The sequence below is a fragment of the Rhizobium sophorae genome (genome assembly GCF_013087515.1).
GTDB classification, from domain to species: Bacteria; Pseudomonadota; Alphaproteobacteria; order Rhizobiales; family Rhizobiaceae; genus Rhizobium; species Rhizobium sophorae.
In genome coordinates this window covers 13,379-36,854 of record NZ_JABFCN010000058.1, presented here as the reverse complement: position 1 = coordinate 36,854, position 23,476 = coordinate 13,379, and the positions used below count along the sequence as shown (strand labels likewise).

Below are 23,476 nucleotides of genomic sequence, written 5' to 3'. Positions count from 1 at the left end.
TGCGACGAGAGCAATGAACCATTCGAGCCTCAGGAGGCGAGGGGGCCGCCCTGTTCCCTGACCAAGGTCATCAGCCTGCGCAGGACAGCCGCCGATTGGCGAACACCGTCGTGCTCGAATTCGTTGGTTACCCATGCCTGCACGTTGGCGACGTGGCGCGCTGTTTCGAGTGAAAGCCCGGCATCCACATACATGTCGTCATGATAGATGACGGCGGCGACCGGCACCTCGTTTGCAGCGAGACGTGCCGGTGCATAGAGCGGCAGGTACCGCTCATGCGTGGCCAGCGCCTCGACACCCGCCCTGAAGGCCCTGAGCGAGCGAATTTCTTCGAACATCCAGGGATACATCATCTCCCCCGTCAACAACAGCGGCCGCCGGTCGCCGGCAAAGGCTGGATGCTCGGCGCGGATGCGTTCGGCCGCCCAGGCAGTCGGCGTCCCGGCCTGGCCATAGATGCTTTCCTGCAGAACGGCGAAGAGCGGATTGTCGTCATAGGAGGTCAGGGACATCACCGACGCGAGGAAGCGATCGGAGAGACGGTCTTCATTGGGACCGGAGAAAGCCTCATCGATCAACCAGTGGATGTTCTCGTAGCCCGGCGCCATACCGAAATCGATGCCGATAGTCTGAAAGCGGCGAACGGAGAGGCGATCGCCATCGGGCAACCGCACCTCATTGGTCTCGATATAGTCGGCAATCCGGCCGATCCGCTCGGCATCCCCGGGGTAGCGGCGGTAATAGGCGGTGTTCTTTTCGGTGACGCGCGGGTAGGTGCGCCGATAGACATCATCGGCCGTCGCCCCAAGGCCGGCAAGGCCGCCGGTGACATAACAGGCGGAAAGTCCCTCCGGCGCCTTCGAGAGATAGGTAAGGGTCAGGAAGCCGCCATAGCTCTGGCCGAGCGTCTGCCAGCGCCCGCCGCCGAAGACGGTTTTCCGCAGATGTTCGCAATCGGCAACGATGCTGTCGGCGCGAAAGAGGGTGAGATAGTCGGCTGCGGCCCTGCCGTCCGCAAAACGCTCCATCGTCGCACTTTCGATCCGGCTGCTGCGCCCGGTGCCGCGCTGGTCGATCAGGATAACGCGGTGCGTCTTCAGGGCTTCGGCAAGCCATGGCGGCCCGCCGTTGCTCGGCCGCGGCGATTTTCCGCCAGGACCGCCTTGAAGGAAAGCCAGCAACGGCAGTGTTTCGCGACGGCGGGCGGATCGCACACTTCACGTGCGAAAATCCGGATCGTCTCCCCCTCCGGCTTGGACCAATCAAGGGGAACGTCGACCATGTGATCGCGTATCAATATGCCCGGTATGGTGTATTCCACTGCCATCGCCATAACCTCATTTTTCATGTCGACATATTGCCTACAGCGGCATTAGTGTCGGTTCAAGATCCTGGCTGCAAGGCCAGGGCTTCATCGATCCGGACGCGCAGGAAAAGCAGGAAAACAACATGTCATGGCAGCACCCCGTACCCCGCATCACCGAGGACGAACGGCAGACCCGCCTCGCCAGGCTTCGGCAAGTGATCGACGCCGAAGGGCTGGTCGGCCTGCTTCTTGGGCCGACCGAAAGCCTGCGTTACTTCACCGGGCTCGTCTGGCATCAGAGCGAAAGGTTCCTCGGCGCGCTCGTCACGCCCACGACCATTTCCTATATCGTTCCGGGGTTCGAGCGCAGCCGTGTCGAAACGCTGCCGCATCTGCCGGGGGAAATCCTGGTCTGGGAAGAGGAGGAGAGCAGTGCCGCTATCATCGCCCGCCTTGTTGCCCAGGGCGGCAGACTTGGCCTCGACGATGGTTTGCCGCTTTTCTTCTATCATGCATTGGCAGCGGAGATGGGCGCGGCGAGGCTTGCCGATGGCGGGCGGCTGATCCGCGACCTGCGTCGGATCAAATCGGCCGCGGAGATTGCCCTCATTCAGTATGCGATGGACCTGACGCTTGACGTCCACAGGCAAGTGCACGGGCTTTTGAAGCCGGGTATCAAATCATCCGAGGTGGTCAATTTCATCGACCGGCAGCATCGCCAGGCCGGGGCCGATGCCGGCTCGACATTCTGCATCGTCTCCTTCGGCGCCGCGACCTCGCTTCCGCATGGCGCCGACGGCGATCAGGTCCTTGGTCGCGACGACGTCATTCTCATCGATACCGGCTGCCGGATCGACGGTTATCATTCCGATATCACCAGGACCTATATGTTGGAGGGCGGCAACAGCGCGTTCGAACGGGCCTGGTGGATCGAGCGCGAGGCACAGCAGGCCGTCTTCGACGTAGCCGGGATCGGCGCCGCCTGCGCGAGTCTCGACGATGCGGCCCGCAAGGTGCTTGCCAAACACTCCCTCGGCCCCGACTATCGCCTGCCAGGTTTGCCGCATCGCGCCGGTCATGGCCTCGGGCTCGAGATCCACGAGGAACCCTACATCGTTCGCGGCAACGACGCGCCGCTTGCCGCCGGCATGTGTTTTTCCAACGAACCGATGATCGTCTTCCCCGGGAAATTCGGGATCCGGCTCGAAGATCATATGTACATGACCGCCGAGGGACCATGCTGGCTGACCAATCCGGCGGCGGGACCGACCGAGCCATTCTCCTGAGCAGGCCCGATCTCCTGCCCGCTCAGACAGCGTCGGTTTTCAACTGCTGTCAGGCTGGACGAGCATGAGGAGATCATCGCCGCGATCAAGGCGCCGAGCGGGCCGACCGGCTGACGAACGCTCACGCCGCGCAGATCGTCCGACAGATACAGGAATATATGGCCCGCGATCTCGACCTGGCCGCTGGCGATCAGCATAGCCTGAAGCGACCGGATTGAAGAGGCGGAGGCTGCCCCGGCCCGGACATTGGCCAGGGTAGCCGGTAATTCGGTCCGTAAAGTATTACCTCGCAAACGTTACTTGCTTTCTGACGTGGTAAAAGGTTGACTATGGTTAACCCTATAGTCTCGAGGATAGGATGATGGATTTGTTCAGAAAGGAGGGGAATGACCGCGCTCAACTGCAGAAAATGACACTGACTGGCAGATATAGAAATATAGCGGCGATGCTTTCGATAGCAGTGGTTGCCCTGTCTATATTCTTGATATCGATTGGTGCTTTAATTGAATTTTTTCAACCTGAGTTTTTGTCAAACGTCATTCTCGATGACGTCCCTTTGCGCTACATCGCCTGGTTCATGATTACCTTCGGGATCACTATCGCCGTCATCAACGTGGTTTTGGCGGCAAGGCGGGAGATCGAGCAGGAGACGGCCGAAAGCATGCTTCCCTCGGACGCAGCCGAGATCAAAAGGCAGGCATTGCGTGACCTTCGAATACATCGAAACGGCTATGCGCGCTCCTCCAAGGTCAATCAATATCTCTGGAATTTTCTCACATTGGGGATCATCGTTTTGAGCGGTCTCTCATCGTTGTTTTCCGCCTATGGCCCGGTTGTCCCCAATTGGCTGCCGATGGCCGCTTCCGCGCTCGTGGCACTTTTCGGCGTGATAATGGTTCAATTTCGCGTCAGGGATGTCTGGCAATTGAGAGAGCAGGGAAGGATTGAAGCGGAGATGCTCGTCGCCGATGCTCACCTCATCGAGACAACAGACAATCTTGCAACACTCAAACAGGCAGCCGCCCTCAGAAAGCGCGCCCATGCGCTCGAGATGAAACAACTCAACCAACTCTTCGTGGAGACCACCGAAGCCAATCCTTGAGCCACTGTCGGTGTATGGCGGGGCTGACGGATCCGTTTATCTGGGCGCGCATATGCCCGCTCAGGCAATCTATCTCAACTGCACAATCATCCGCCGCCCTTTAATCCTGAATGCCAGAGGTGCTTCCCGCCTTGAGCTTAACTTCGATGACCGGGACCACGATCTGAGGCCGGCGCACCGGCAGGACGAATGTCATTTGATCTTCACCGACGGGGAACTGAGTGTTCGCCCACAAGGTATTGGAGGACGGGCGTAGCCAGGTGACCTCGCTGCCATCATGCAGGAACTGCGCGTATTCGACTTTTCCTGCCAGCGCATCGAAATGCAGATGGCGATAGGGCCAGTTGAAGAGGTGGATATAGAGGCGATCGCCATTCTGGGTCAGGCGGCAGTCGGCCGGCGCGGCGAAGTCGGACTGGGTGCAGCCGACGATGCTGCGCTCGTGCAGTGTCATCCACTCCTCGTAAGCGGCAAGGGCTGCAATCGCGCGGTGGTCGAGCGTGCCGCGCGCCGTCGGCCCGACATTCATCAGCAGATTGCCGCCCATGGCAACGGTGCCGACCAGCATCTGCACCAGTTGTTCCGTGCTCTTCCAGGTGTCCTCGTCGCGGTGATAGCCCCAGGAACCGCTGAGCGTATGGCACGCTTCCCAGACGACTCGCCTGCCATCGCGGAGCGGCCGGGCGCGCGGCATGTATTGCTCCGGCGTGACGATGTCGGGCTGCAGGCCGGCGAGATCGAGCCGGTTATTGATGATGATATCGGGGGCGAGTTCACGCACCAGGCGCACGAGTTTCTCGCTTTCCCAATCCTGATGGCCCTTTCCGACCAGCTCCCCAAGCTTCCATTGCGGATAGCTGAAATCGAACCACATGATGTCGATCTGGCCGAAGTCTGTCAGCAACTCGCGGACCTGCTCACGCATGAAGGCGGCGTAACGCTGCATGTCCCGGCCTTCGTTGATTTTCAGCGCATCGGGATGATTGCGCTGCGGGTGGCGCGGATCGACCGTGAAGTCCGGATGATGCCAGTCGATCAGCGAATAGTAGAATCCTATCCTCAGGCCCTCGGCGCGGAAGGCGTCGACGAATGGGCCTAGCAGATCCCGCCCATAAGGCGTGTTGGTCACCTTGAAGTCGGTGGCCTTGGTATCCCAGAGGCAGAAGCCTTCATGGTGTTTGGTCGTCAGCACGACATATTTCATGCCGGCAGCCTTTGCGCGTCTGGCCCATTCACTGGGGTCGTAGAGATCAGGATCGAAATGATCGAAATATTTCTGGTAGTCGGCGTCGTTCAGTTCTTCGCGGCTCTTGACCCATTCATGGCGTGCCGGCAACGCATAAAGCCCCCAGTGCACGAACATGCCGAAGCGGTCGTGGACGAACCAGGCCTTCTTCTCCTCAGGCAGGGCCAGTGACTGCAGATTGTTGATATCCATCGGATATTCCTCCAGTTGATGGGGGAGTTCAGGTTGTTTCGCGGATAATGAGTTCGGGCACGATGACGATGCCGTGCTGGCGGTTTCTGGTGGCGATGCGGCTGAGCAGCAGACGCACGGCTTCCTCACCCATTTCCCGCTTCTGCACCCGCAAGGTGGTTAGTGCCGGAGACAGCAGTTCGGCAGTCGGAATGTCGTCGAAACCGATCAGGGCGATTTGCCCGGGGATCGAAACGCCGGCAGCCCGGCAGGCCTTCATGGCGCCGATCGCATTGAGGTCGTTGTAGCAGACGAGGGCATCGATGCCGGGTGTCTCCGCCAGCAATTGCGCCGCCGCCGTCTGGCCGCCCGCTGCGGTCGGATCGCAATAAACGATGCCCTGTGCCTTGAGCCCGTGGACCGCCAGGGTCTTGCGAAAGCCGACAAGACGGCCCTTGCCACCAAACGAACTGCGCGGCCCGGCGATGATCGCTATCCTGCGGCGCCCGCGCTCGACCAGATGGTCGATGGCACGCGACGCTCCCGTTTCGTAATCGGTGACAATCGTCCCGGCGACCTCGTTGGGCGCCTCGCGATTGATGAGCACCACGGCACGGTGGAGCGCAAGCGCCTTATGCAGTGCGGCATCGGGCAGCCGCGGGCTGCAGACGATGATCCCGTCGACCCGGTGCCGCAGCAGCGTCTCGATGAGTTCTTCCTCCCGCTTGCTGTTTTCGACGACATTGGACAGAAGCAGGTTGTAGCCGGCAGCGCTCGCGGCATCCTCGGCTCCCCTGATGACTTCGGGAAAGAATGGATTGGTGATGTCGGGAACGAGAAGGCCGATGGCCTTCGATCGATCGGACCGCAATCCGCGCGCAAAGGGATTGGGCCGGTAATTGAGTTCGCTCGCCGCTAAAATAATCCGCTGACTGGTCTCCGCACTGGCTCCGCCGCGATCATTGAGCACGCGCGATACCGTCATCGGCGACACCCCTGCGGCGCGGGCGACATCGGCGATGGTTATTTTGGATTCTGGCTCTTTGGCGCGGCTCAATTGGATTGTCTCTTTAGGATGGGCAGGAATTTGCGATAACGATAACTAACACAATTTCCAGGAAAGCCAAGGCTGAGCAGGCCTGGTGCAATGCGCCGAGAATCTCTTTGACAAGATTTAACGGTAACGATAACGTTAGAGAAAGAGGAGATGAGCATCGATCACCCCGTTCCTCCAATTGAAATGTCTTCCAGTAGAGCATGACGCTCTATTCGAACGGTTTCTGCGCGAGATTGGATCCCGGGACTTAAGAAAGCAGCAATTGAGATATTCTTTGAATCAAGCTTCAGCAACCACCGCCAAATCTCGGCAAATATGACTTTCCGCTCCGCGAAGCGGCAACGCAGAATATTTCGATGTGCCTTGGACATACGACACTCCGGATTGAACTGAGGTCGAACTCTAATAGCTGTGTGGAGGTTAAGCGCGGTTAAGGAAGTGTAAAGTTCGGTAAAGGTTCATTCTGCGACGCGGGCGAGGTAGGCTGTTGGCAGAGAAGATGCAGGACGCGCAGGCGGCGCGAGGCCGCCTGCGGGGGAATACGTCCCGCGGTCTCGTTCCGGGGGAGGGAATTCGACCGAAGAGGTTGTCATGAAAGTCGCCAGCGTCGCCCGTATCGGGCGCGGCCATCTTGCGAATAACGTGCCAAAAGCAGTCATCTCTGACCTTGCCCTCGCTTCGAAAGCCCGGGCTTGAAGGTGATCGCCGCGCGATCATTGGATGCCTGCGGTTCCGAGTCGGCGGTATTAGGCCCGGTCGGGCGCACGAGGCGCTTGATTGCCTCGTTGAGGTCGTCGACGAAGGTGAAGATGACAGGGATGACGATGAGGCTGAGCAACGTCGACATCATCACCCCGCCGATCACCACGATCGCCATCGGCTGGCGGAAGCTGGAATCGCCGCCTGTCAGGCTCAGAGCGACCGGAAGCATGCCGAATGCCATGGCGATGGTGGTCATGATGATGGGTCGCGCGCGCTTGTGGCAGGCATCTACAAGGGCGTCGAACCGCGACATGCCCTGGCGACGCGACATGATCGCGTATTCGATGAGAAGGATGGAGTTCTTCGTCACCACGCCCATGAGCATGAGCAGCCCGATGACGGCGGACATCGAGAAGCTGGTTCCGGTCACCACCAGCGGCACCAGCGCACCGCCGAGCGAGAGCGGCAGAGCCATCAAAAGGGTGAGTGGCTGCAGGAAGTCGTGGAAGAGCAGGACGAGGACTGCGTAGATGCAGAACACACCGATCGCCATTGCAAGGCCAAAACTCTGGAACAACTCCGAACTGCGCTGAAGTTCGCCCTGTTCGACGAGGATGACACCTGGCGGCAGACGCTGGAGTGCCGGCAGAGCCTGCGCCTCGCGGTTGACGTCGCCCAGGATGCGGCCGTTGAGCTCGACGGAAAGGGTGACATTGCGCATCCGGTCGATGCGGTCGATCTCCGACGGGCTGCCGCCGATCCGGATATCGGCGATCGATCCGAGATCGACATTGCCGTTCGTTCCTGACACGCGCATGTTCTTGATGTCGTCGAGCTTCGTGCGCGTCTCGGGGCTGAAGCGGACGACGATCGGAACCTGGCGCTGCGGAAGGTTGAGCTTCGGCAGGTCGGCGGAGTATTCCCCGTTCGTGGCCACGCGCACGGCCTCGGCGATGGCGCTCGAGGTCACCCCGAGCGCTGCTGCGCGGGCGAAGTCGGGCGTAATCTGAATCTCCGGCGCCTGTCTGGCCGCGGTCGATGTCACCGCGCCGATGCCCTGCAGCGTGCGGAGCTGTTCTTCGAGCGCCGTGCTTGCGCCGTCAAGCGTGTCGGCATCGTCACTGGCAAGGGTGATCTCCAGCTTCGTGCCGTTGCCGCCGCCGCCGACCGCGACCCGCACGCCGGGAAGGACCGAGAGCGCCTGCCGGATGTCGTTTTCGATTTCCGACTGTTTGCGATCACGCTCGCCGATGGGCGGCAGCACAGCGACGATCGTGGCGGATCCGACGCTGCTCGTGGTGCTGGAGTCGGGGCCGCCGCCCGAGGATGCGGAACCGACCGAGGAAAAGACATGTGTCACGTCCGTGAGCTTGCCGACGATATCGGCGGCCTTCGTGGTCGTGGCGTTCGTCTGCTCGATAGTAGCACCCGGCTGCATGGTGAGCGTGATCTGAGCTCGCGCGTCGTCGGAAGCAGGCAGGAAACCGGATTTCAGGAGTGGGATGGTGGCGAGCGAAAGTGCGACGACGACGGCAGTCACGGCCACCGTGGTCTTCCTGCGGTTCATGGCGGCTTTCACGATTGCCAGATAGGCGCGCATGATGCGGCCGTCCTTTTCCTCGGTCGGATGGGCCTTCATGAAATAGGCGGCCATCATGGGCGTCAGCAGCCGTGCGACGACGAGCGAGACGAGGACCGCCACTGCGGCGGTGATACCGAACTGGCGGAATATAAGTCCCGGTATGCCGCTCATGAAGGCTGTCGGCAGGAAGACCGCGACCAACGTGAAGGTGGTGGCGATGACGGCGAGCCCGATCTCGTTGGCCGCCTCCAGAGCGGCGTCGATCGGCCGCTTGCCCATCTGCAGGTGGCGGGCGATGTTCTCGACCTCGACGATAGCATCATCGACGAGGATGCCGACCACGAGCGACAGCGCCAGCAAAGTGACGATATTCAGGCTGAAGCCGGCCAGGTACATGACAAGGAAGGTTGGTATGACCGACAGCGGCAGCGCCACGGCCGACAGGATCGTCGCACGCCAGTCCCGAAGGAAGAGCCAGACGACGATGATCGCCAGAATCGCGCCTTCGTACAGCATGTGCATCGAACCATCGTAGTTGTCGATGATCGGTCCGATCGTGCTGTAGGCCTCCTCGATCTGGACGTTGGAATGCTTGGCTGCGAACTGTTTCATCGCCTGGTCGACATCGTCCGCGACACCGCTGTCCGAAAACCCGTTCGAACGCTTGATCTCGACCGCGACCACCGGTTTGCCGTCGAGATAGGCCATCGAGGAGCGCTCCGCGAAGCTGTCCGTGACGGATGCGACATCGTCGAGACGAACCTGCTGCCCGTTGGCGAGGGGAATTCTAAGCTCCTTCAGAGCATCGACCGATGCCACGGCGCCGAGCGTGCGCAATGTCTGACGAGTGCCGCCAATCTCTCCAAGGCCACCTGAAGTATCGGCCTGAACCGACTTCAATTGCGCCGACACAGTGGTCGCCGTGACGCCGAAAGCGGCCATCGTTGTCGGATCGAGGTCGACGTGAACCTCGCGGTCGACACCGCCGATGCGGTTGACCTGTCCGACGCCCGGTACCGACAGGAGCGCCTTGGTCAAATCGTTGTCGATGAACCAGGAGAGCTCGGTTTCATTAAGGGCGGCAGACTGGATGGCATAGGTGACCAGCGCCGAACTCTGCACGGTGACTTTGGTGACGCTTGGCGTTTGCATCTGCGCCGGCAGATCGGCCTTTGCGCTGTCGACGGCGTTGCGAACCTCGTTCAGGGCCGTTTCGCTGTCCTTTTCCAGTTTGAAGGACACGCTGATCGACACAGTGCCGTCGGTGATCGTCGTGGTGACGTGGTCGAGATAGCTCAGCGAGGCAAGATTGTCCTCGATCGTGCGGGCGACCTCCGTTTCGAGCTGCGCCGGTGCTGCGCCATCGAGCGTCGCGGTCACTTTGATGGTCGGGAGGTCCATATCGGGGAAGTTCTGAATCGGTAATTGCTTGAAGGCCAGCAAACCGCCGACGGCAAGCATCGCAAAGAGCAGGATTGCCGGTACGGGATTGCGGATCGAAAATGCGGAAAAATTCATCAGCCTTCTCCCGCAGTCTTCACGAGATCGTTGTCGGACAGAAACGCTCCGCCTGACGTCACCACTCTCGCCGACTTATCTATGCCGGAGATGATCTCGACTTCGCCGTCGTTGCGGCGTCCGGTCTCCACCCGAACCCGCCTTACTCGCTTGTCCTCGCCGGCAGTGAAGACGTAGTTTATGCCGTCACGGAACACGATCGCGGTCTCCGGAACCGTCAGTGCCGGTGTGGTCCTCAGTTCGATGGTGCCGGTGACATAAAGGCCGGTGCGCGGCTGAACATCCTGCGGAAGCGCGACATACACGATTGCCCGGCTTGTATTGGTGTCGATCGAAGGTCCGACGAGCCTTACCTTGCCCTGAACGGGACGTCCGTCCGGCCCGTCGATGTCGACGCTCAATCCCTCCGAGATGCGTGAGAGGTAACGAGCCGAAACCTCGGCCTGCCATTCGACCCGCTGCTGGCGGACCAGGCGAAACAGTTCGGTGCCCGACGAGACGACCGCGCCGAGTTCGGCCGATCGCGAGGTTATCAGGCCGTCGTCGACGGCCGTGACGGTTGTCTGGTCGAGCTTGATCTTCTGGCTGTCGAGCGCCGCCTCTTCAGACGCAAGACTTGCCGTCGCCGTCTGTTCGTCAGCGAGATATTCGACGATCTTTTCATCCGAGAGGGCGCCCGAAGAGCGTAGCTGCCGAGCCCGATCCGCATTGGCCTTCGCCTTTGTCAGGTTTGCCTGAGCGGTGACGACGGCCGCCTCCTGCTTGCGAAGGTCGGCCTGCACGCTGTCCTGCGACAGCCGCACGAGAATCTGCCCCTTCTTAACCACGGAGCCGACGTCGGCCAGGATTTCGGTTACGCGCAGACCGCTCGTCTCGGAAGCGATGATGGCTTCCTGCCAGGGTTTCAGCCAGCCGCTTGCGGGAACGGTTTCCGGCCAGTCTCGCTCAGCCGGGGTCACCAGCGACACGGTAAGGGCGGGTGCGGCGGATTGATCCGCCATGGCATTGCGCAGGGGAAGCAGGAGCGCTGCCGCAACAAGAGCGACAGCGAGTATTCTGGGCGGTTTTCTCAACGATGCACTCCTTGTGGGCAAAGGCATGGGGGCCCTTTCCCGATCCGTGCCAACTCGACGCAGGATTGCGGCTCATGATGAGGCAACCCGATCCTGGCCCGCGTGATGTCATGGAATGATAAGTAACGGGGTGAACGTTAAGTGCGGTCAAGTTAGTGTTAAGTTAGGTAAAACTCGGTCGCGCGACTGCGTTTGTGCTGTATGGCTGCCTGGGATTAATGACGGACGAAGTGAATGAACAAGGTTCTCCTCATCGACGACGATGCCGAGCTGACGACGCTACTGCAGGAATATCTGGTCGAAGAAGGATATGAGGTCGTCACCGATACGGACGGTCGCGCCGCGATTGCCGCTGCTGCCGGCAATACGGTCGATATTATCGTGCTCGACATCATGATGCCCCGGATGAACGGGATCGAGGTTCTGCAGAGGATCAGGAAGCTCAGCCAGGTCCCGGTCCTGATGCTGACCGCAAGGGGCGATGACGTCGACAGGATATCGGGACTCAATCTCGGCGCCGACGACTATGTGCCGAAGCCATGCTCGCCGGGCGAACTTGCGGCGAGGTTGCGCGCCATCCTCCGTCGGGCAGGTCAGCCTGCGGCCGGCGCGACGACCGACACAATAAGGGCGGGAAAACTCGTGATTCATCCGAGCAGCAGGATCGCCGAATGGCGCGGCGAAACCTTGGAACTGACGGGCACGGAATTCAGCCTGCTCGAGGTCCTCGCTCGCAGTGCCGGCCAGCTCGTATCGAAGCAGGACATTTCGAAGCGGGCCTTCGGCAAGCCGCTGACCCCTTTCGATCGGCGTATCGACGTCCATATCAGCAGCGTTCGTCAGAAGCTCGGACTGAGGGAGGATGGACAATCCTGGATCCAGTCCGTTCGCGGCCAGGGCTATCAACTTCTCGTGGACTGACCATGCCTCGGCTTTTCTGGAAATTCTTCACGACGATCTGGCTGACGATGGCGGCGACAGTCGGCGTGATCTTCCTGCTCGTCAATTTTCTCCAGGGGGTTCCTTTTGCGCGCGAACTGGAGGAAGAGCGGCGAGCGATCGCCCTGAACCTGACCGCAAACGTGCTCGCCAGAGATGGCGAAGATGCCGCCAGGTATTTCATCAGCACAAGTGAAGAGACGCTACCGCCTGGTCTGACGATTTCCAAAACTGCGAAAGCCGATGCCTGTGCGGTTCCAAAGACCGTCGATACAAGATCCGTCCTCAAGGACGGGATTTGCTATCAGATTTCCCTGCCGGTTCGGGCGACGTTCACGTTCGAGAACTTCGGCCCGTTCTTGCCGTGGCTCACGATCCTGATTTCGAGCACGATATCGGCAGGCGCGCTCGCCCGCTACCTCATTCGTCCCGTCGTGCACCTGCGCGATGGCTTGAGTGCGCTCGCCAATGGCCGCTTCGATTTCCGCATCGGCGACAAGATGGCCGGCCGAAAGGACGAGGTTACCGCGCTTGCGCATGACTTCGATTCCAGCGCCGCCCGGCTTCAGGAGTTGCAGGAGGCGCAGCAGAGGCTGTTCCATGATGTCTCCCACGAGCTGCGTTCGCCCTTGTCCCGCCTGCAGGCCGCTGTCGGCGTGCTCCGGCAGAGCCCGGCCAAACTCGGCGCCATGCTGGACCGCATGGACCGGGAGGTCGAACGGCTCGATGCACTGGTCGGCGAAGTTCTGACGCTTGCCAGGTTGACTGCCGGATCCAGCCGGCCGCTGAAAACGCACACTCTCGATGTCATCGAGCTGCTGAACGAAATTCTCGGCGATGCGGCATTCGAAGCCCAGGCGCGGGACGTCTCGATCACGACCAGTGTCGAGGGCGTCTTCGCAGCCGAGGTCGAAGGTGAGCTGATCTACAGGGCGCTCGAAAACGTGGTCCGCAACGCCGTCAAATATACCGCCGAGCATTCGCGCATATCCGTGTCCTGCGAGGCGACGGCCGAGCGGCTCAAAATCTATGTCGCCGATCAGGGGCCAGGTGTCAGGCGGGACGAACTCGAACGGATCTTCCAGCCGTTCTCACGCGGGAACGAGGCTGTAACGAGAGGCGGATACGGCTTGGGTCTGGCAATCACCAGGCAGGCGATCGAACGCCATGGCGGGCGTGTGCATGCGTCGTTGCCGGATACGGGTGGCCTGGCAATCACCCTGGAGCTTCCCAGAAAACCGACGCCCTATGGTTCGGCTGACGACCAAGCCTGATCCGGATCCCCGCGATTTTACCTAACTTTACAGTGTCTTTACCGCCATTAACGTTGGCGCCGTTAAGCCTGAACCCACGATCCCGGTTCAGAAAGCTCGCCAGTGAATCCGTCGCTCTGCACGAAAATATCATCGCTCCGCTACGCCGCATCGGCGGTCACGCTTCTGCTGGCAGGCTGCGTCGCCGGCCCGGATCATGTTCCGCCGCAGACGCCGCTTCCTGCTAAATTCAAAGAGGGTGGCAGCAAGAGCAACGGCGATGTCGTGACGGCAGAGTGGTGGACGGCCTATCGCGACAAGCAGCTCGACAGCCTGGTGGCTCATGGCCTTAGCGAGAACCTCGATGTGCTCGAGGCGCTCGAGAGTATCAATTCGGCTTCCGCCAATGTCACGGTTGCCGGCGCCGGCAGTCTGCCGAGGCTCAGTGTCGACGCATCGCACACGGTGTCCGGCGAGAAGGGTTCTGAGCGTACGACGATCGGCACCACGAATACGACAGGCAGCGAGGCCAGCCTTGCCTGGCTGCTCGACTTCTTCGGCCAGTACCGTCGCTCGAAGGAGAGTGCGATTGCCTCGCTGGGGGCCGCCTATGCAACGGCCGACAATGCAAAGCTCACCTTCCTGAAAGATCTGGTCGAGAGCTATATTGACGCCCGTTATTATCAGCAGCGCATCGCGCTTTCACGGACGAATTTGAAATCCCGCCAACAGACTTACGAACTGACGCAGCTGCAGCTCAAGGCAGGTGCGGCCTCCCGTCTCGACGTCGTTCAGGCCGAGGGCCTGGTACAGTCGACAAAATCCGACATTCCTGGCCTCGAACAGAGTTTTGCCGAATCGGCCCATCACATTGCCACTCTGCTCGGGATGCCGGCGGCCTCGCTGATGGGCGAGCTGCAGAAAAGCGCCGGCCAGCCGGTTTTCCGCGGCGACGTTCGCGCCGGCATTCCGGCCGACCTCATCCGCAACCGTCCCGATATCCGCAAGGCAGAACGCGAGCTGGCGGCGGCCGTCGCCGATATCGGTGCTGCCGAAGCCCAGCTTTATCCATCGATCTCGCTATCGGGTTCGATCTCGCCGAGCTGGGTCAAATCATCCGGTGCCAGCGGCGGAACGCTGACCAGCTGGTCCTTCGGACTGACGCTCAACCTGCCGATCTTCGATGGCGGCAAATTGCGGGCGAATGTCGATATCGAAAAATCCGATGCCAGGACCCAGTATCTCGCATGGAAAGCGGCGGTGCTGAACGGGGTCGAAGAGGTGGAAAACGCGCTGTCGGCCGTTCGCCGCGACACGCAGACGCTCGAACCGTTGCGCAGACAGGTGCAGACGGCGCAGGAGTCGCTCGCGCTTTCGACCACGAGCTACAAGGATGGCGCCTCGTCATTGCTCGATGTCCTGGACGCGCAGCGGTCGGTCTCCGATGCCCAGGCAAGCCTTGCAGCCACCGTGCAACAGGTTGCCAAGGACTATGTGGATCTCTACGTCGCCATTGGTGCCGGCTACCTCACCCGAGAGAACGCCGCCTCCAAGCAAACCGCAAAGGCGGGCTAATTGGCGGCGCATTTGCTCTATCGCCCGGCCACATCGAGAATGCGGGTCGCAAGCTTGAGATGCGGCAAATCCAGCATGCGCCCGTCAAGCTGGACGACGCCTGCGTCCGGCCTGGCGGCGAAGGCGGCGGCGACTTTCTCGGCCCAGGCGATCTCGGACGGATCCGGGGTGAAGGCGTGATTGATCACTTCGACCTGGCTTGGATGGATGGCCATCATGCCGGAAAAGCCGTCGCGCCGGGCGCGGCCGACATAGGCCCTGAGACCGCCCAGATCGCGGAAATCGGGATAGACGGTGTCGATGGCCGGAACGGCGGCGGCATGGGCTGCGAATAGCGTGAGCGAACGGGCAAGCTCGTAAGGCGGCGTATAACGGCCATCCGTTCGCCGCGCGGTCGCAGCCCCCATCGCGGCCGGCAGATCCTCAGCCCCCCAGGTCAGGCCGCAGAGGCTGGTCGCGACATCCCGGTAGCTGCCGATCTCGAAGATCGCGGATGGCGTTTCTGTCGCAATCGGCAAGATTGGGATAGCAGATGGAAGAGAGCCTGCGAGTTTCAGCACAGAAGCGGCCCCTTCGGCCTTCGGCAACATGAGCGCGAAAGGATGAAGGCCGCTCAAAGCGGCAAGGTCGTCTTCGAATTCTTGCGAGGCGAGGGGATTGATGCGGATCAGGAGAGCGGTCTCGCCGGCATGATGCAGGACGAACTCGTGCACGCTCTCGCGTGCTCTCGGTTTGTTTGCCGGCGCAACTGAATCCTCCAGGTCGAGAATGACGGCATCGGCGCCTGAGGCGAGCGCTTTTTCGAAACGCTCCGGCCGGTCACCGGGCGCAAAGAGCAGCGAGCGCAGCCTCATGACGGTTTCACCTTGAGCATTGCCGTGCGCAGGCATTGGCAGACGATCTCGCCGCGCTGGTTCAGGGTGATATGCCGGAAGGTGACGATGCCGGCATCGGGGCGGGAGTTCGAGCGACGCAGCTCCATCACCTCCGTTTCCACCCGCAGCGTATCACCGATGAAGACCGGCTTCGGCATCGTCACCTTGTCATAGCCGAGATTGGCGATGAGCGTGCCGAGCGTGGTGTCGCCGACCGAAAGGCCAACGGTGAGCGCGAAGGTGAAGGTGCCGTTGACGACGATCCGGCCGAATTCGGTGCCGGCAGCATAGTCGGCATCGAGATGCAGCGGCTGCGGATTATGGGAGAGCGTCGTGAACAGCAGATTGTCGGTCTCTGTGACAGTGCGGCGGATCTCGTGGGCGATGCGGTCGCTGACCGTCCATTCGTCGAAATAGCGGCCGGCCATCAATCCTGCTCCTTCACAATGCTGACGACCAGCTGGTTTTCCGAGACCCTGATCCCCGAGGAAACCTGCATTTTTTTAACAATCCCGTCGAAAGGCGCACGCAGAGAATGTTCCATTTTCATCGCTTCGACCGTCAGCAGGCGGTCCCCCTTGGCGACACGATCTCCGTCGGCGACATCCACCGAAATGACGAGGCCGGGCATGGGCGAAAGGATCGCGCCATCGCCGGCACCCTGACTTGCTTCGACTTCACTTGCGACGGGCAGGCTGATCGGCCAGGCGTTGCCGGCGTCGAAAAGCACCGTGGTTTCACCGATCGTGACGGTATTTGCCTCAAGCTCCGGACGTGATTGCCCCCAATGGAGGTGATCGCCGATACGGATGCGCACCCTCTTGTCATCCGTGCCGGCGATGCGGAACCCGGTCAGCGCGGTCCAGGGATCACCATCGGTGTTCCTTAAAAGCGCCGTGGCCGCGGTGTCGATTGCGGTGTCGCTCGGCTCCGTCGCCACAAGCCTGTCGTCATGGCGGTCGAGAAAGCCGGTATCGATCCGAGCTGCGCAAAAATCCGGATCGACGGCGATGCGGGAAAGAAGGCCGGCATTGGATTTGACCGGCCAGACCTCGATACCGGCGCAGGCGGCTGCGAGCTTCGAAAGTGCCGCCTCGCGGTTCGGCCCATGGGCGATGATCTTGGCAATCATCGGGTCATAGAAGGCGGTGATTTCATCGCCTTGTTCGGCGCCGCTATCGACGCGGATTGTGTCTGGCAGGCGCAGATGTTCGAGCCGGCCTGTCGAGGGCAGATAGCCGGCGGCAGGATTTTCGGCATAGAGCCGGGCTTCGAAGGCCCAGCCGTTCATGGCGATCTCGTCCTGCATTTTCGGCAAGGGTTCGCCGCAAGCGACCTTCAGCTGCCAGAGCACCAGATCCTCGCCAGTAATTGCCTCGGTGACCGGGTGTTCCACCTGCAGCCGCGTATTCATCTCCATGAACCAGATGCGATCTTCGCGAAGGCCCTCGGAGGCATCGGCGATGAATTCGATGGTGCCGGCGCCGACATAATTCACCGCTCTTGCGGCTTTCACCGCCGCATCGCAGATCGTCGCGCGAGTGGCGGCATCGAGGCCGGGGGCAGGGGCCTCCTCGATGACCTTCTGGTGACGGCGCTGCAGCGAACAATCGCGCTCGAAGAAATGAACGCAGTTTCCAAGCTTGTCGGCGAAAACCTGCACCTCGATATGGCGCGGATTGGCTATATAACGTTCGATCAGTACGCGGTCGTCGCCGAAGGCGGCGGCCGCTTCGCGACGGCAGGAGGCGAGAAGTTCGGCGAAATCCTGCGGGCGCTCGACGCGGCGCATGCCCTTGCCGCCGCCGCCGGCGACCGCCTTGATGAGCACGGGATAACCGATAGTGTCCGCCTCGGCCGCCAGCATCTCTTGGCTCTGGTCCGGCCCGAGATAACCGGGGGTCACAGGCACCCCGGCCGCCTGCATCAATTCTTTCGCAGCATCCTTGAGACCCATCGCCCGGATGGCAGCCGGGGGCGCGCCGACCCAGATGATCCCAGCCTTTTCCACCGCTTCGGCAAATCCGGCATTTTCCGAAAGGAAACCATAGCCGGGATGGATCGCGGCAGCGCCGGTTTTCCGGGCGGCCTCCAGGATGCGTTCCTGCGAGAGATAGCTTTCGCGGGCCGGCGAGGGGCCGATGGCGATCGCCTCGTCCGCCTCGCTTACGAAGGGTAGGCCGGCATCGGCCTCGGAATAGACGGCGATGGTGCGGATGCCGAGTATCTTGGCCGTGCGGATGATGCGGCGGGCGATTTCGCCCCTATTAGCAATGAGAAGACTTTCCATCATCGGCGCCTCACATCCTGAACAGGCCGAAGCGCGGCCCCTTCGGGATCGGCGCGTTCAGGCAGGCGGAAAGGGCAAGGCCCAGCACATCCCGCGTCTGGCGCGGATCGATGATGCCGTCATCCCAGAGGCGGGCGGTGGCATAATAAGGGTTGCCCTCGGCCTCGTAGCCCGCACGGATCGGCGCCTTGAAGGCTTCCTCCTCTTCAATAGGCCAATTCTCCCCACGCGCCTCCATGGAGTCTCGGCGGATGGTGGCAAGCACGGAGGCCGCCTGTTCGCCGCCCATCACGCTGATGCGGCTGTTCGGCCAGGTGAAGAGGAAGCGCGGGCGATAGGCGCGGCCGCACATGCCGTAATTGCCGGCGCCGAAGCTGCCGCCGATGATGACGGTGACTTTCGGCACGGTAGCGGTTGCAACCGCCGTCACCAGCTTTGCCCCATCCTTGGCGATGCCGCCGGCCTCATAGCGGCCGCCGACCATGAAGCCGGAGATATTCTGCAGGAAAAGCAAAGGCACGCGGCGCTGGCAGGCTAGCTCGATGAAATGCGCCCCCTTCAGCGCGCTTTCGGAAAACAACACGCCGTTATTGGCGATGACGGCAACGGGCATGCCCCAGATGCGGGCGAAGCCGCAGACCAGCGTGGTGCCGTAGAGCGGCTTGAACTCATGCAGTTCGGAACCATCGACGATCCGGCCGATGATCTCGCGCACATCATAGGGCGAACGCACATCCTCCGGAATGAGGCCGCAGAGATCCTCGGGATCGAGTTTTGGCGGCCGTGGCGGCTGGAGGTCGATATCGACCGATTTCACGCTGTTGAGGGTGGCTGCGATGTCGCGGACGAGCAGCAGTGCATGTTCGTCGTTTTCGGCGACATGATCAACGACGCCGGAGCGGCGGCCATGGGTCTCGGCGCCGCCGAGTTCTTCGGCCGAAATGATCTCGCCGGTCGCGGCCTTCACCAGCGGCGGGCCGGCCAGGAAGATCGTGCCCTGATTGCGCACGATCACCGTTTCGTCGGACATGGCGGGCACATAGGCGCCGCCGGCGGTGCAGCTTCCCATCACGCAGGCGATCTGTGGGATTCCCTCGGCCGACATCTGCGCCTGGTTGTAGAAGATCGCGCCGAAATGGTCGCGGTCGGGAAAGACTTCGGCCTGGTGCGGAAGATTAGCGCCGCCGCTATCGACGAGATAGAGGCAGGGCAGCCGGTTCTGCAAGGCGATCTCCTGCGCCCGCAGATGTTTCTTCACCGTCATCGGGAAATAGGCGCCGCCCTTCACCGTCGCATCATTGGCGACGATCATCGCCTCGCGGCCGGACACACGGCCGATGCCGGCGATGATGCCGGCGCCGGGCGCCTCGTCATCATACATGCCGTTGGCCGCCAGCGTCCCGATCTCCAGGAACGGGCTGCCGGCATCGAGCAAAAGCTGGATGCGGTCGCGCGGCAGCAGCTTGCCCTTGCCGGTATGGCGCTCGCGCGCTGCCTGCGATCCACCTTCGCGCGCTTTCGCCGAGCGGTCATGGAGCTCGCCGATAAGCGCCTTGTTCTTGCTGGCATTGGCCTTGAAGCTGTCGCTGTCGCGGGCGATCGCAGTCGAAATCACCGTCATGACGCAATGAGCTCCCGGCCGATCAGGTAGCGGCGGATCTCGTTGGTGCCGGCGCCGATATCGTAGAGCTTGGCGTCGCGCAAGTAGCGTTCGACCGGCCATTCCTTGGTATAGCCGGCGCCGCCGAGCGCCTGGATCGCTTCCAGCGAGACCTTTACGGCATTTTCGCTGGCAAAGAGGATCGCAGCAGCTGCATCCGTGCGCGTCGCGCGGCCGGCATCGCAGGCCCGGGCGACGGAATAGACATAGGCACGCGCCGAATTCAGCGCGACATACATATCGGCGATCTTGCCCTGCATCAGCTGGAAATCGCCGATCGCTTTGCCGAATTGTTTGCGATCGCGCACATAGGGCAGCACGACGTCGAGGCAGGCCTGCATGATGCCGAGCGGTCCGGCGGCAAGCACGGCGCGCTCGTAATCGAGGCCGGACATCAGGATTTTCACGCCTTCTCCCTCCCGGCCCATCAGCGCCTCGGCCGGCACCGCACAATCCTCGAAGACCAGTTCGGCCGTGTCGCTGCCGCGCATGCCGAGCTTGGAGAGCTTCTTGGAGACGCTGAAGCCCGGCAGACCCTTTTCGATGATGAAGGTGGAAATGCCTTTCGGGCCGGCTGCGGGATCGGTCTTGGCATAGACAACAAGCACGTCGGCATGCGGCGCGTTGGTGATCCAGAACTTGGTGCCGTTCAGAATATAGCGGTCGCCCTTTTTCTCGGCACGCAACCGCATGGAGACGACATCGGAACCGGCGTCGACCTCCGACATGGCGAGCGAACCGACATGTTCGCCGGAGATCAGCTTCGGCAGATAGCGGCGCTTTTGTTCCGGCGAGGCCCAGCGGCGGATCTGGTTGACGCAGAGATTGGAATGGGCGCCGTAACTGAGCCCCACGGAAGCAGAGGCGCGTGAGACTTCCTCCATGGCGACGACATGATCGAGATAGCCGAGACCGGCGCCGCCGAATTCTTCTTCGACCGTGATCCCATGCAGGCCGAGCGCACCCATCTCGGGCCAGAGCTGGCGTGGAAAGGTGTTGCTTTCGTCGATCTCCGCGGCCAGCGGAGCAATATGATCGGCGGCAAACCGCGCCGTCGTTTCACGGATCGCGTCCGCGGTTTCGCCGAGCGAAAAATCAAACATGGCACTCCTCCCGCTAAAATATGTAGCGCGGGTTGCGGCGGGGTCAAAGTGCCCTTGAATGATACGGCCGAAGAGCCTTGCGAATTCTTGTCGAGCCTGTCCAGTCGGTTGCTCGCGCACCCGGAACTGAGGCCCTCCCGGCTGCATGTCTGCTGCCGCCCCATGACATCGCCGGCCAGGCCGGCCAAGCGGCCCGTGAAGCTGGAAGATCTTCCGCGCCAGTCCGCGAGCAGACCCGAGAAGATCCCCCACCTTCCGCGCCACGCCACTTGACAGTCCCGCCCGCCGCCGTGCGCTTTGGTGTAGTTGTCAGTGGGTAATCCGAGTCCGAAAGATGCCCGGCTGATAAGGCTTACCGTTGCAAGTCAGCGACGGGCGGACTGCCGAACATGCTCTTGTACTCCCGACTGAATTGCGACGGGCTAACGTAGCCGACCTCATAAGCAACACGCGACACGTTGGCGGAACCGGAGGCGAGGAGCTTTCGAGCTTCCAAAAGACGGATATGGCGTTGAAAAGCAAGCGGGCTGAATCCCGTCACACCCTTGAAGTGTCGATGAAACGAAGTGACACTCATTCCCGCGGACGCTGCCAAATCGGGGATATTGATGGGCTCGTTGTGGTTGGAAGCAAGCCAATCGGCCGCCGCCTTGAGTTGCTGGAACCGCTCGTTTCGCTGACCGATCTGACGTAGCGTATCTCCCATCGTACTCTGGAAAAGGCGGTAGTAGAGTTCAGTCTCATAATGCGGCGCAAGCATGCCGATATCGTCCGGAGAGTTCAAAAGCCCAACAAGCCGAGCCAGTGGCTCGCCGACCAGGCCGTTCAGTTCTCCCGCCGCTACCGCGCAGGTCCAGCGGTCGTCGCGTTTGGGCATATTGAGCATGACGCGCGTAAGCATAGTCGTATCAAGATGAAGGCTGATCGCGACGTAAGGCAGATCGGGCGTGGCGTCGGTGAACTGATGGATAAATGGCAGACCAAAGGATGATGCCGCGCACATGCCAGCCGACAGTTCGAAGCGATTGGCGCCCATGATTAATACTTTTGTCCCACGCAGGACTGCGTAAAACATGGGTTCGAACACGGCTGGCGTCGGTAAAGTCGGGACCGTACTCGTCCAGACCGTCAGACGTGGGACAGGTGTCGCAATCCCGACAGTTCCCGTACGGCCGGCAACAACAGGAGCGACGTCGTCCAGCAGGCGACCTGTCACGTTCTCGGAGATGTTCATTGACGACGATATGACAAATTTGGAAGGATCAGGCAAGCATGAGGTGGGATCGGAGATGTTGATTTTCTCGTGACCGCTTATCTAAAGGGCGGAGGGGAGCGGAAATGACGACCTTCCCGGGCCCGAAAGTGGGCCTCCGAAACATGAAGCAAAAGGATGTAAAATGGCTGATCTTATGGGGAAGCGCGCTCTTGTTACCGGAGGGTCTCGGGGGATCGGCGCCGCGATCGCGCTGGTGTTGGCCGAGAAGGGCGCAGACGTGGCAATTACATACAACAAGTCGCCGGAGCGAGCGGACGGCATCGTGTCTTCGATCGAAAAGCTGGGGCGCCGTGCGCTGGCCGTGCAGGCCGACAGTGCCGATCCAGACGCTGCCAAGCGGGCCGTGACTGAGACTGTCGAAAAGCTCGGTGGCCTCGACATTTTGGTGAATAGTGCGGCCATCGGACTGGCCGGACCAATCGCCGACCTCGATCTGACGCAATTTCAGGCCCTCATGGATATCAACGTGCGCGCGCCTGTCGCTTTTTCAAAAGCGGCTATTCCGCACTTTTCCAAGGGTGGGCGTATCATCTCGATCGGATCCGCTCTCGGCGACCGCGTTCCTTTTCCGGGTGTGACAGCCTACGCGATGTCGAAATCGGCATTGCACTCGTTCACACGCGGCCTGTCGCGAGAACTTGGGCCACAAGGCATTACGGTCAACCTGATCTCGCCCGGATCGACCGATACCGAGGCAAATCCGGCAGACGGCGCGACCGCTGATTTCCAACGGAGCCTGTCATCAATCGGGCGCTTTGCGGACCCCCGCGAAATCGCGGGTGTTGTTGCATTTCTGGCAAGCCCCGGCGCAAATATGATCACCGGTACAACCGTTACCGTAGACGGAGGCGCAAATGCTTAAGTCAGGCCGAGACTCAATTCGCTGACCACTTGATCGGGTGCAAGCCCTGGCAACAGAACCTGCCGCCTCGGGGTCAGTCAATGTAGCCTGGTTGTTTCCCGCTTTCGCTCCGCGCGTCCGGTCGGACCGCGCGGAGCGATTTCAGCTTTCACGCGACCATTCTGCGGGGGGGCTGACCCGCTGATCGAGATCATCCCTGCGGATCTGGACGACGAACGCGGACGATCTCCGATAATTTAACTTCTGCGGGCGCTCAGCCGAGATGGATGAGATTGCCTTTGTGTGTTAGCGAACGGCCTCCTCACGCCACGACCGCCGGTACCATTCTATCCACACAGTCTCGCTTGCTGGGGCGCCTTGTTGCGACTGCCGGCCAGGGAATGCGGGTGCGCAAGCTCGGCGGCAACCGGGCTCCTATCCGCCTGGGTCTGCGCCCGCCTCGGCGGGTGGACCGGCTACTACGGCAAGCCAGGCCCGATCGTCATGCTCGACGGCTGGCAACAGTTCCAGGCCGCCAAGCGCGGCGTATCCTCCTCCTCAACGCTTTCGATGATGTGTGAATCTGATAGCCCCGCTGGGGAGAAGAGGGAGCAAGCTTGG

At 61.3% G+C, this 23,476-nt stretch carries 16 protein-coding genes and 1 pseudogene; 6 read left to right on the top strand and 11 right to left on the bottom strand.

The window, feature by feature from the left end; translation table 11 throughout:
• Nucleotides 1–29 precede the first annotated feature (29 nt).
• Nucleotides 30–1,327: pseudogene (locus G9X64_RS30955) on the bottom strand (alpha/beta fold hydrolase).
• Between the two features lie 122 nt (nucleotides 1,328–1,449).
• Here G9X64_RS30955 and G9X64_RS30950 point away from each other — a divergent pair.
• Both G9X64_RS30950 and G9X64_RS30945 read left to right on the top strand, forming a co-directional pair.
• On the top strand, nucleotides 1,450–2,592 hold the full coding sequence (locus G9X64_RS30950) for a M24 family metallopeptidase (RefSeq protein WP_168311810.1): 1,143 nt from the start codon (nucleotides 1,450–1,452) through the stop codon (nucleotides 2,590–2,592).
• A 361-nt stretch (nucleotides 2,593–2,953) separates the two neighbouring features.
• A complete protein-coding gene (locus tag G9X64_RS30945; RefSeq protein WP_168311859.1) occupies nucleotides 2,954–3,694 on the top strand; it encodes a hypothetical protein in 741 nt (246 codons plus the stop codon).
• A 100-nt stretch (nucleotides 3,695–3,794) separates the two neighbouring features.
• Here G9X64_RS30945 and G9X64_RS30940 read toward each other — a convergent pair whose 3' ends face one another.
• The 4 genes from G9X64_RS30940 to G9X64_RS30925 form a co-directional block, all read right to left on the bottom strand.
• On the bottom strand, nucleotides 3,795–5,132 hold the full coding sequence (locus tag G9X64_RS30940) for an alpha-L-fucosidase (RefSeq protein WP_168316469.1): 1,338 nt from the start codon (nucleotides 5,130–5,132) through the stop codon (nucleotides 3,795–3,797).
• A 28-nt stretch (nucleotides 5,133–5,160) separates the two neighbouring features.
• Complete coding sequence (locus G9X64_RS30935; RefSeq protein WP_171378067.1) at nucleotides 5,161–6,168, bottom strand: LacI family DNA-binding transcriptional regulator; 1,008 nt, start codon at nucleotides 6,166–6,168, stop codon at nucleotides 5,161–5,163.
• 655 nt (nucleotides 6,169–6,823) lie between these two features.
• A complete protein-coding gene (locus G9X64_RS30930) occupies nucleotides 6,824–9,970 on the bottom strand; it encodes an efflux RND transporter permease subunit (RefSeq protein WP_171378066.1) in 3,147 nt (1,048 codons plus the stop codon).
• Complete coding sequence (locus tag G9X64_RS30925) at nucleotides 9,970–11,070, bottom strand: efflux RND transporter periplasmic adaptor subunit (protein ID WP_171378065.1); 1,101 nt, start codon at nucleotides 11,068–11,070, stop codon at nucleotides 9,970–9,972. Before G9X64_RS30925 ends, G9X64_RS30930 begins: the two co-directional genes overlap by 1 nt.
• A 207-nt stretch (nucleotides 11,071–11,277) precedes the next feature.
• On the opposite strand from G9X64_RS30925, the gene G9X64_RS30920 reads away from it, so the two are divergent.
• The 3 genes from G9X64_RS30920 (at nucleotide 11,278) to G9X64_RS30910 (ending at nucleotide 14,810) form a co-directional block, all read left to right on the top strand.
• The gene (locus G9X64_RS30920; protein ID WP_168311796.1) at nucleotides 11,278–11,964 is read left to right on the top strand and encodes a response regulator; all 687 of its coding nucleotides are present in this window, start codon (nucleotides 11,278–11,280) and stop codon (nucleotides 11,962–11,964) included.
• A 2-nt stretch (nucleotides 11,965–11,966) separates the two neighbouring features.
• Nucleotides 11,967–13,256 (top strand): HAMP domain-containing sensor histidine kinase, encoded by a 1,290-nt coding sequence (locus tag G9X64_RS30915; protein ID WP_171378064.1) that lies wholly within the window; start codon nucleotides 11,967–11,969, stop codon nucleotides 13,254–13,256.
• A gap of 102 nt (nucleotides 13,257–13,358) precedes the next feature.
• On the top strand, nucleotides 13,359–14,810 hold the full coding sequence (locus G9X64_RS30910; protein ID WP_171378063.1) for an efflux transporter outer membrane subunit: 1,452 nt from the start codon (nucleotides 13,359–13,361) through the stop codon (nucleotides 14,808–14,810).
• A 17-nt stretch (nucleotides 14,811–14,827) separates the two neighbouring features.
• On the opposite strand, the gene G9X64_RS30905 is transcribed toward G9X64_RS30910, so the two are convergent.
• From G9X64_RS30905 to G9X64_RS30880, 6 genes are all read right to left on the bottom strand, one after another.
• Nucleotides 14,828–15,664, bottom strand: coding sequence for an HpcH/HpaI aldolase/citrate lyase family protein (locus G9X64_RS30905; RefSeq protein WP_168311793.1), 837 nt, complete (start codon nucleotides 15,662–15,664; stop codon nucleotides 14,828–14,830).
• On the bottom strand, nucleotides 15,661–16,113 hold the full coding sequence (locus tag G9X64_RS30900) for a MaoC family dehydratase (protein WP_168311792.1): 453 nt from the start codon (nucleotides 16,111–16,113) through the stop codon (nucleotides 15,661–15,663). The genes G9X64_RS30905 and G9X64_RS30900 overlap by 4 nt, the downstream gene beginning before the upstream one ends.
• Nucleotides 16,113–17,978 carry an acetyl/propionyl/methylcrotonyl-CoA carboxylase subunit alpha gene (locus G9X64_RS30895; protein ID WP_171378062.1) on the bottom strand — a complete coding sequence of 622 codons (1,866 nt, stop codon included), beginning with the start codon at nucleotides 17,976–17,978 and terminating at the stop codon, nucleotides 16,113–16,115. Before G9X64_RS30895 ends, G9X64_RS30900 begins: the two co-directional genes overlap by 1 nt.
• 7 nt (nucleotides 17,979–17,985) lie before the next feature.
• Complete coding sequence (locus G9X64_RS30890) at nucleotides 17,986–19,596, bottom strand: carboxyl transferase domain-containing protein (protein ID WP_168311790.1); 1,611 nt, start codon at nucleotides 19,594–19,596, stop codon at nucleotides 17,986–17,988.
• Nucleotides 19,593–20,738, bottom strand: coding sequence for an isovaleryl-CoA dehydrogenase (locus G9X64_RS30885; protein WP_168311789.1), 1,146 nt, complete (start codon nucleotides 20,736–20,738; stop codon nucleotides 19,593–19,595). Before G9X64_RS30885 ends, G9X64_RS30890 begins: the two co-directional genes overlap by 4 nt.
• 352 nt (nucleotides 20,739–21,090) lie before the next feature.
• A complete protein-coding gene (locus tag G9X64_RS30880; protein WP_171378061.1) occupies nucleotides 21,091–21,972 on the bottom strand; it encodes an AraC family transcriptional regulator in 882 nt (293 codons plus the stop codon).
• A gap of 163 nt (nucleotides 21,973–22,135) precedes the next feature.
• Here G9X64_RS30880 and G9X64_RS30875 point away from each other — a divergent pair, with 163 nt between their 5' ends.
• Entirely contained in the window at nucleotides 22,136–22,876 is a 741-nt protein-coding gene (locus G9X64_RS30875; RefSeq protein ID WP_171378060.1) for an SDR family NAD(P)-dependent oxidoreductase, read from the top strand.
• The last annotated feature ends 600 nt before the right edge of the window (nucleotides 22,877–23,476 follow it).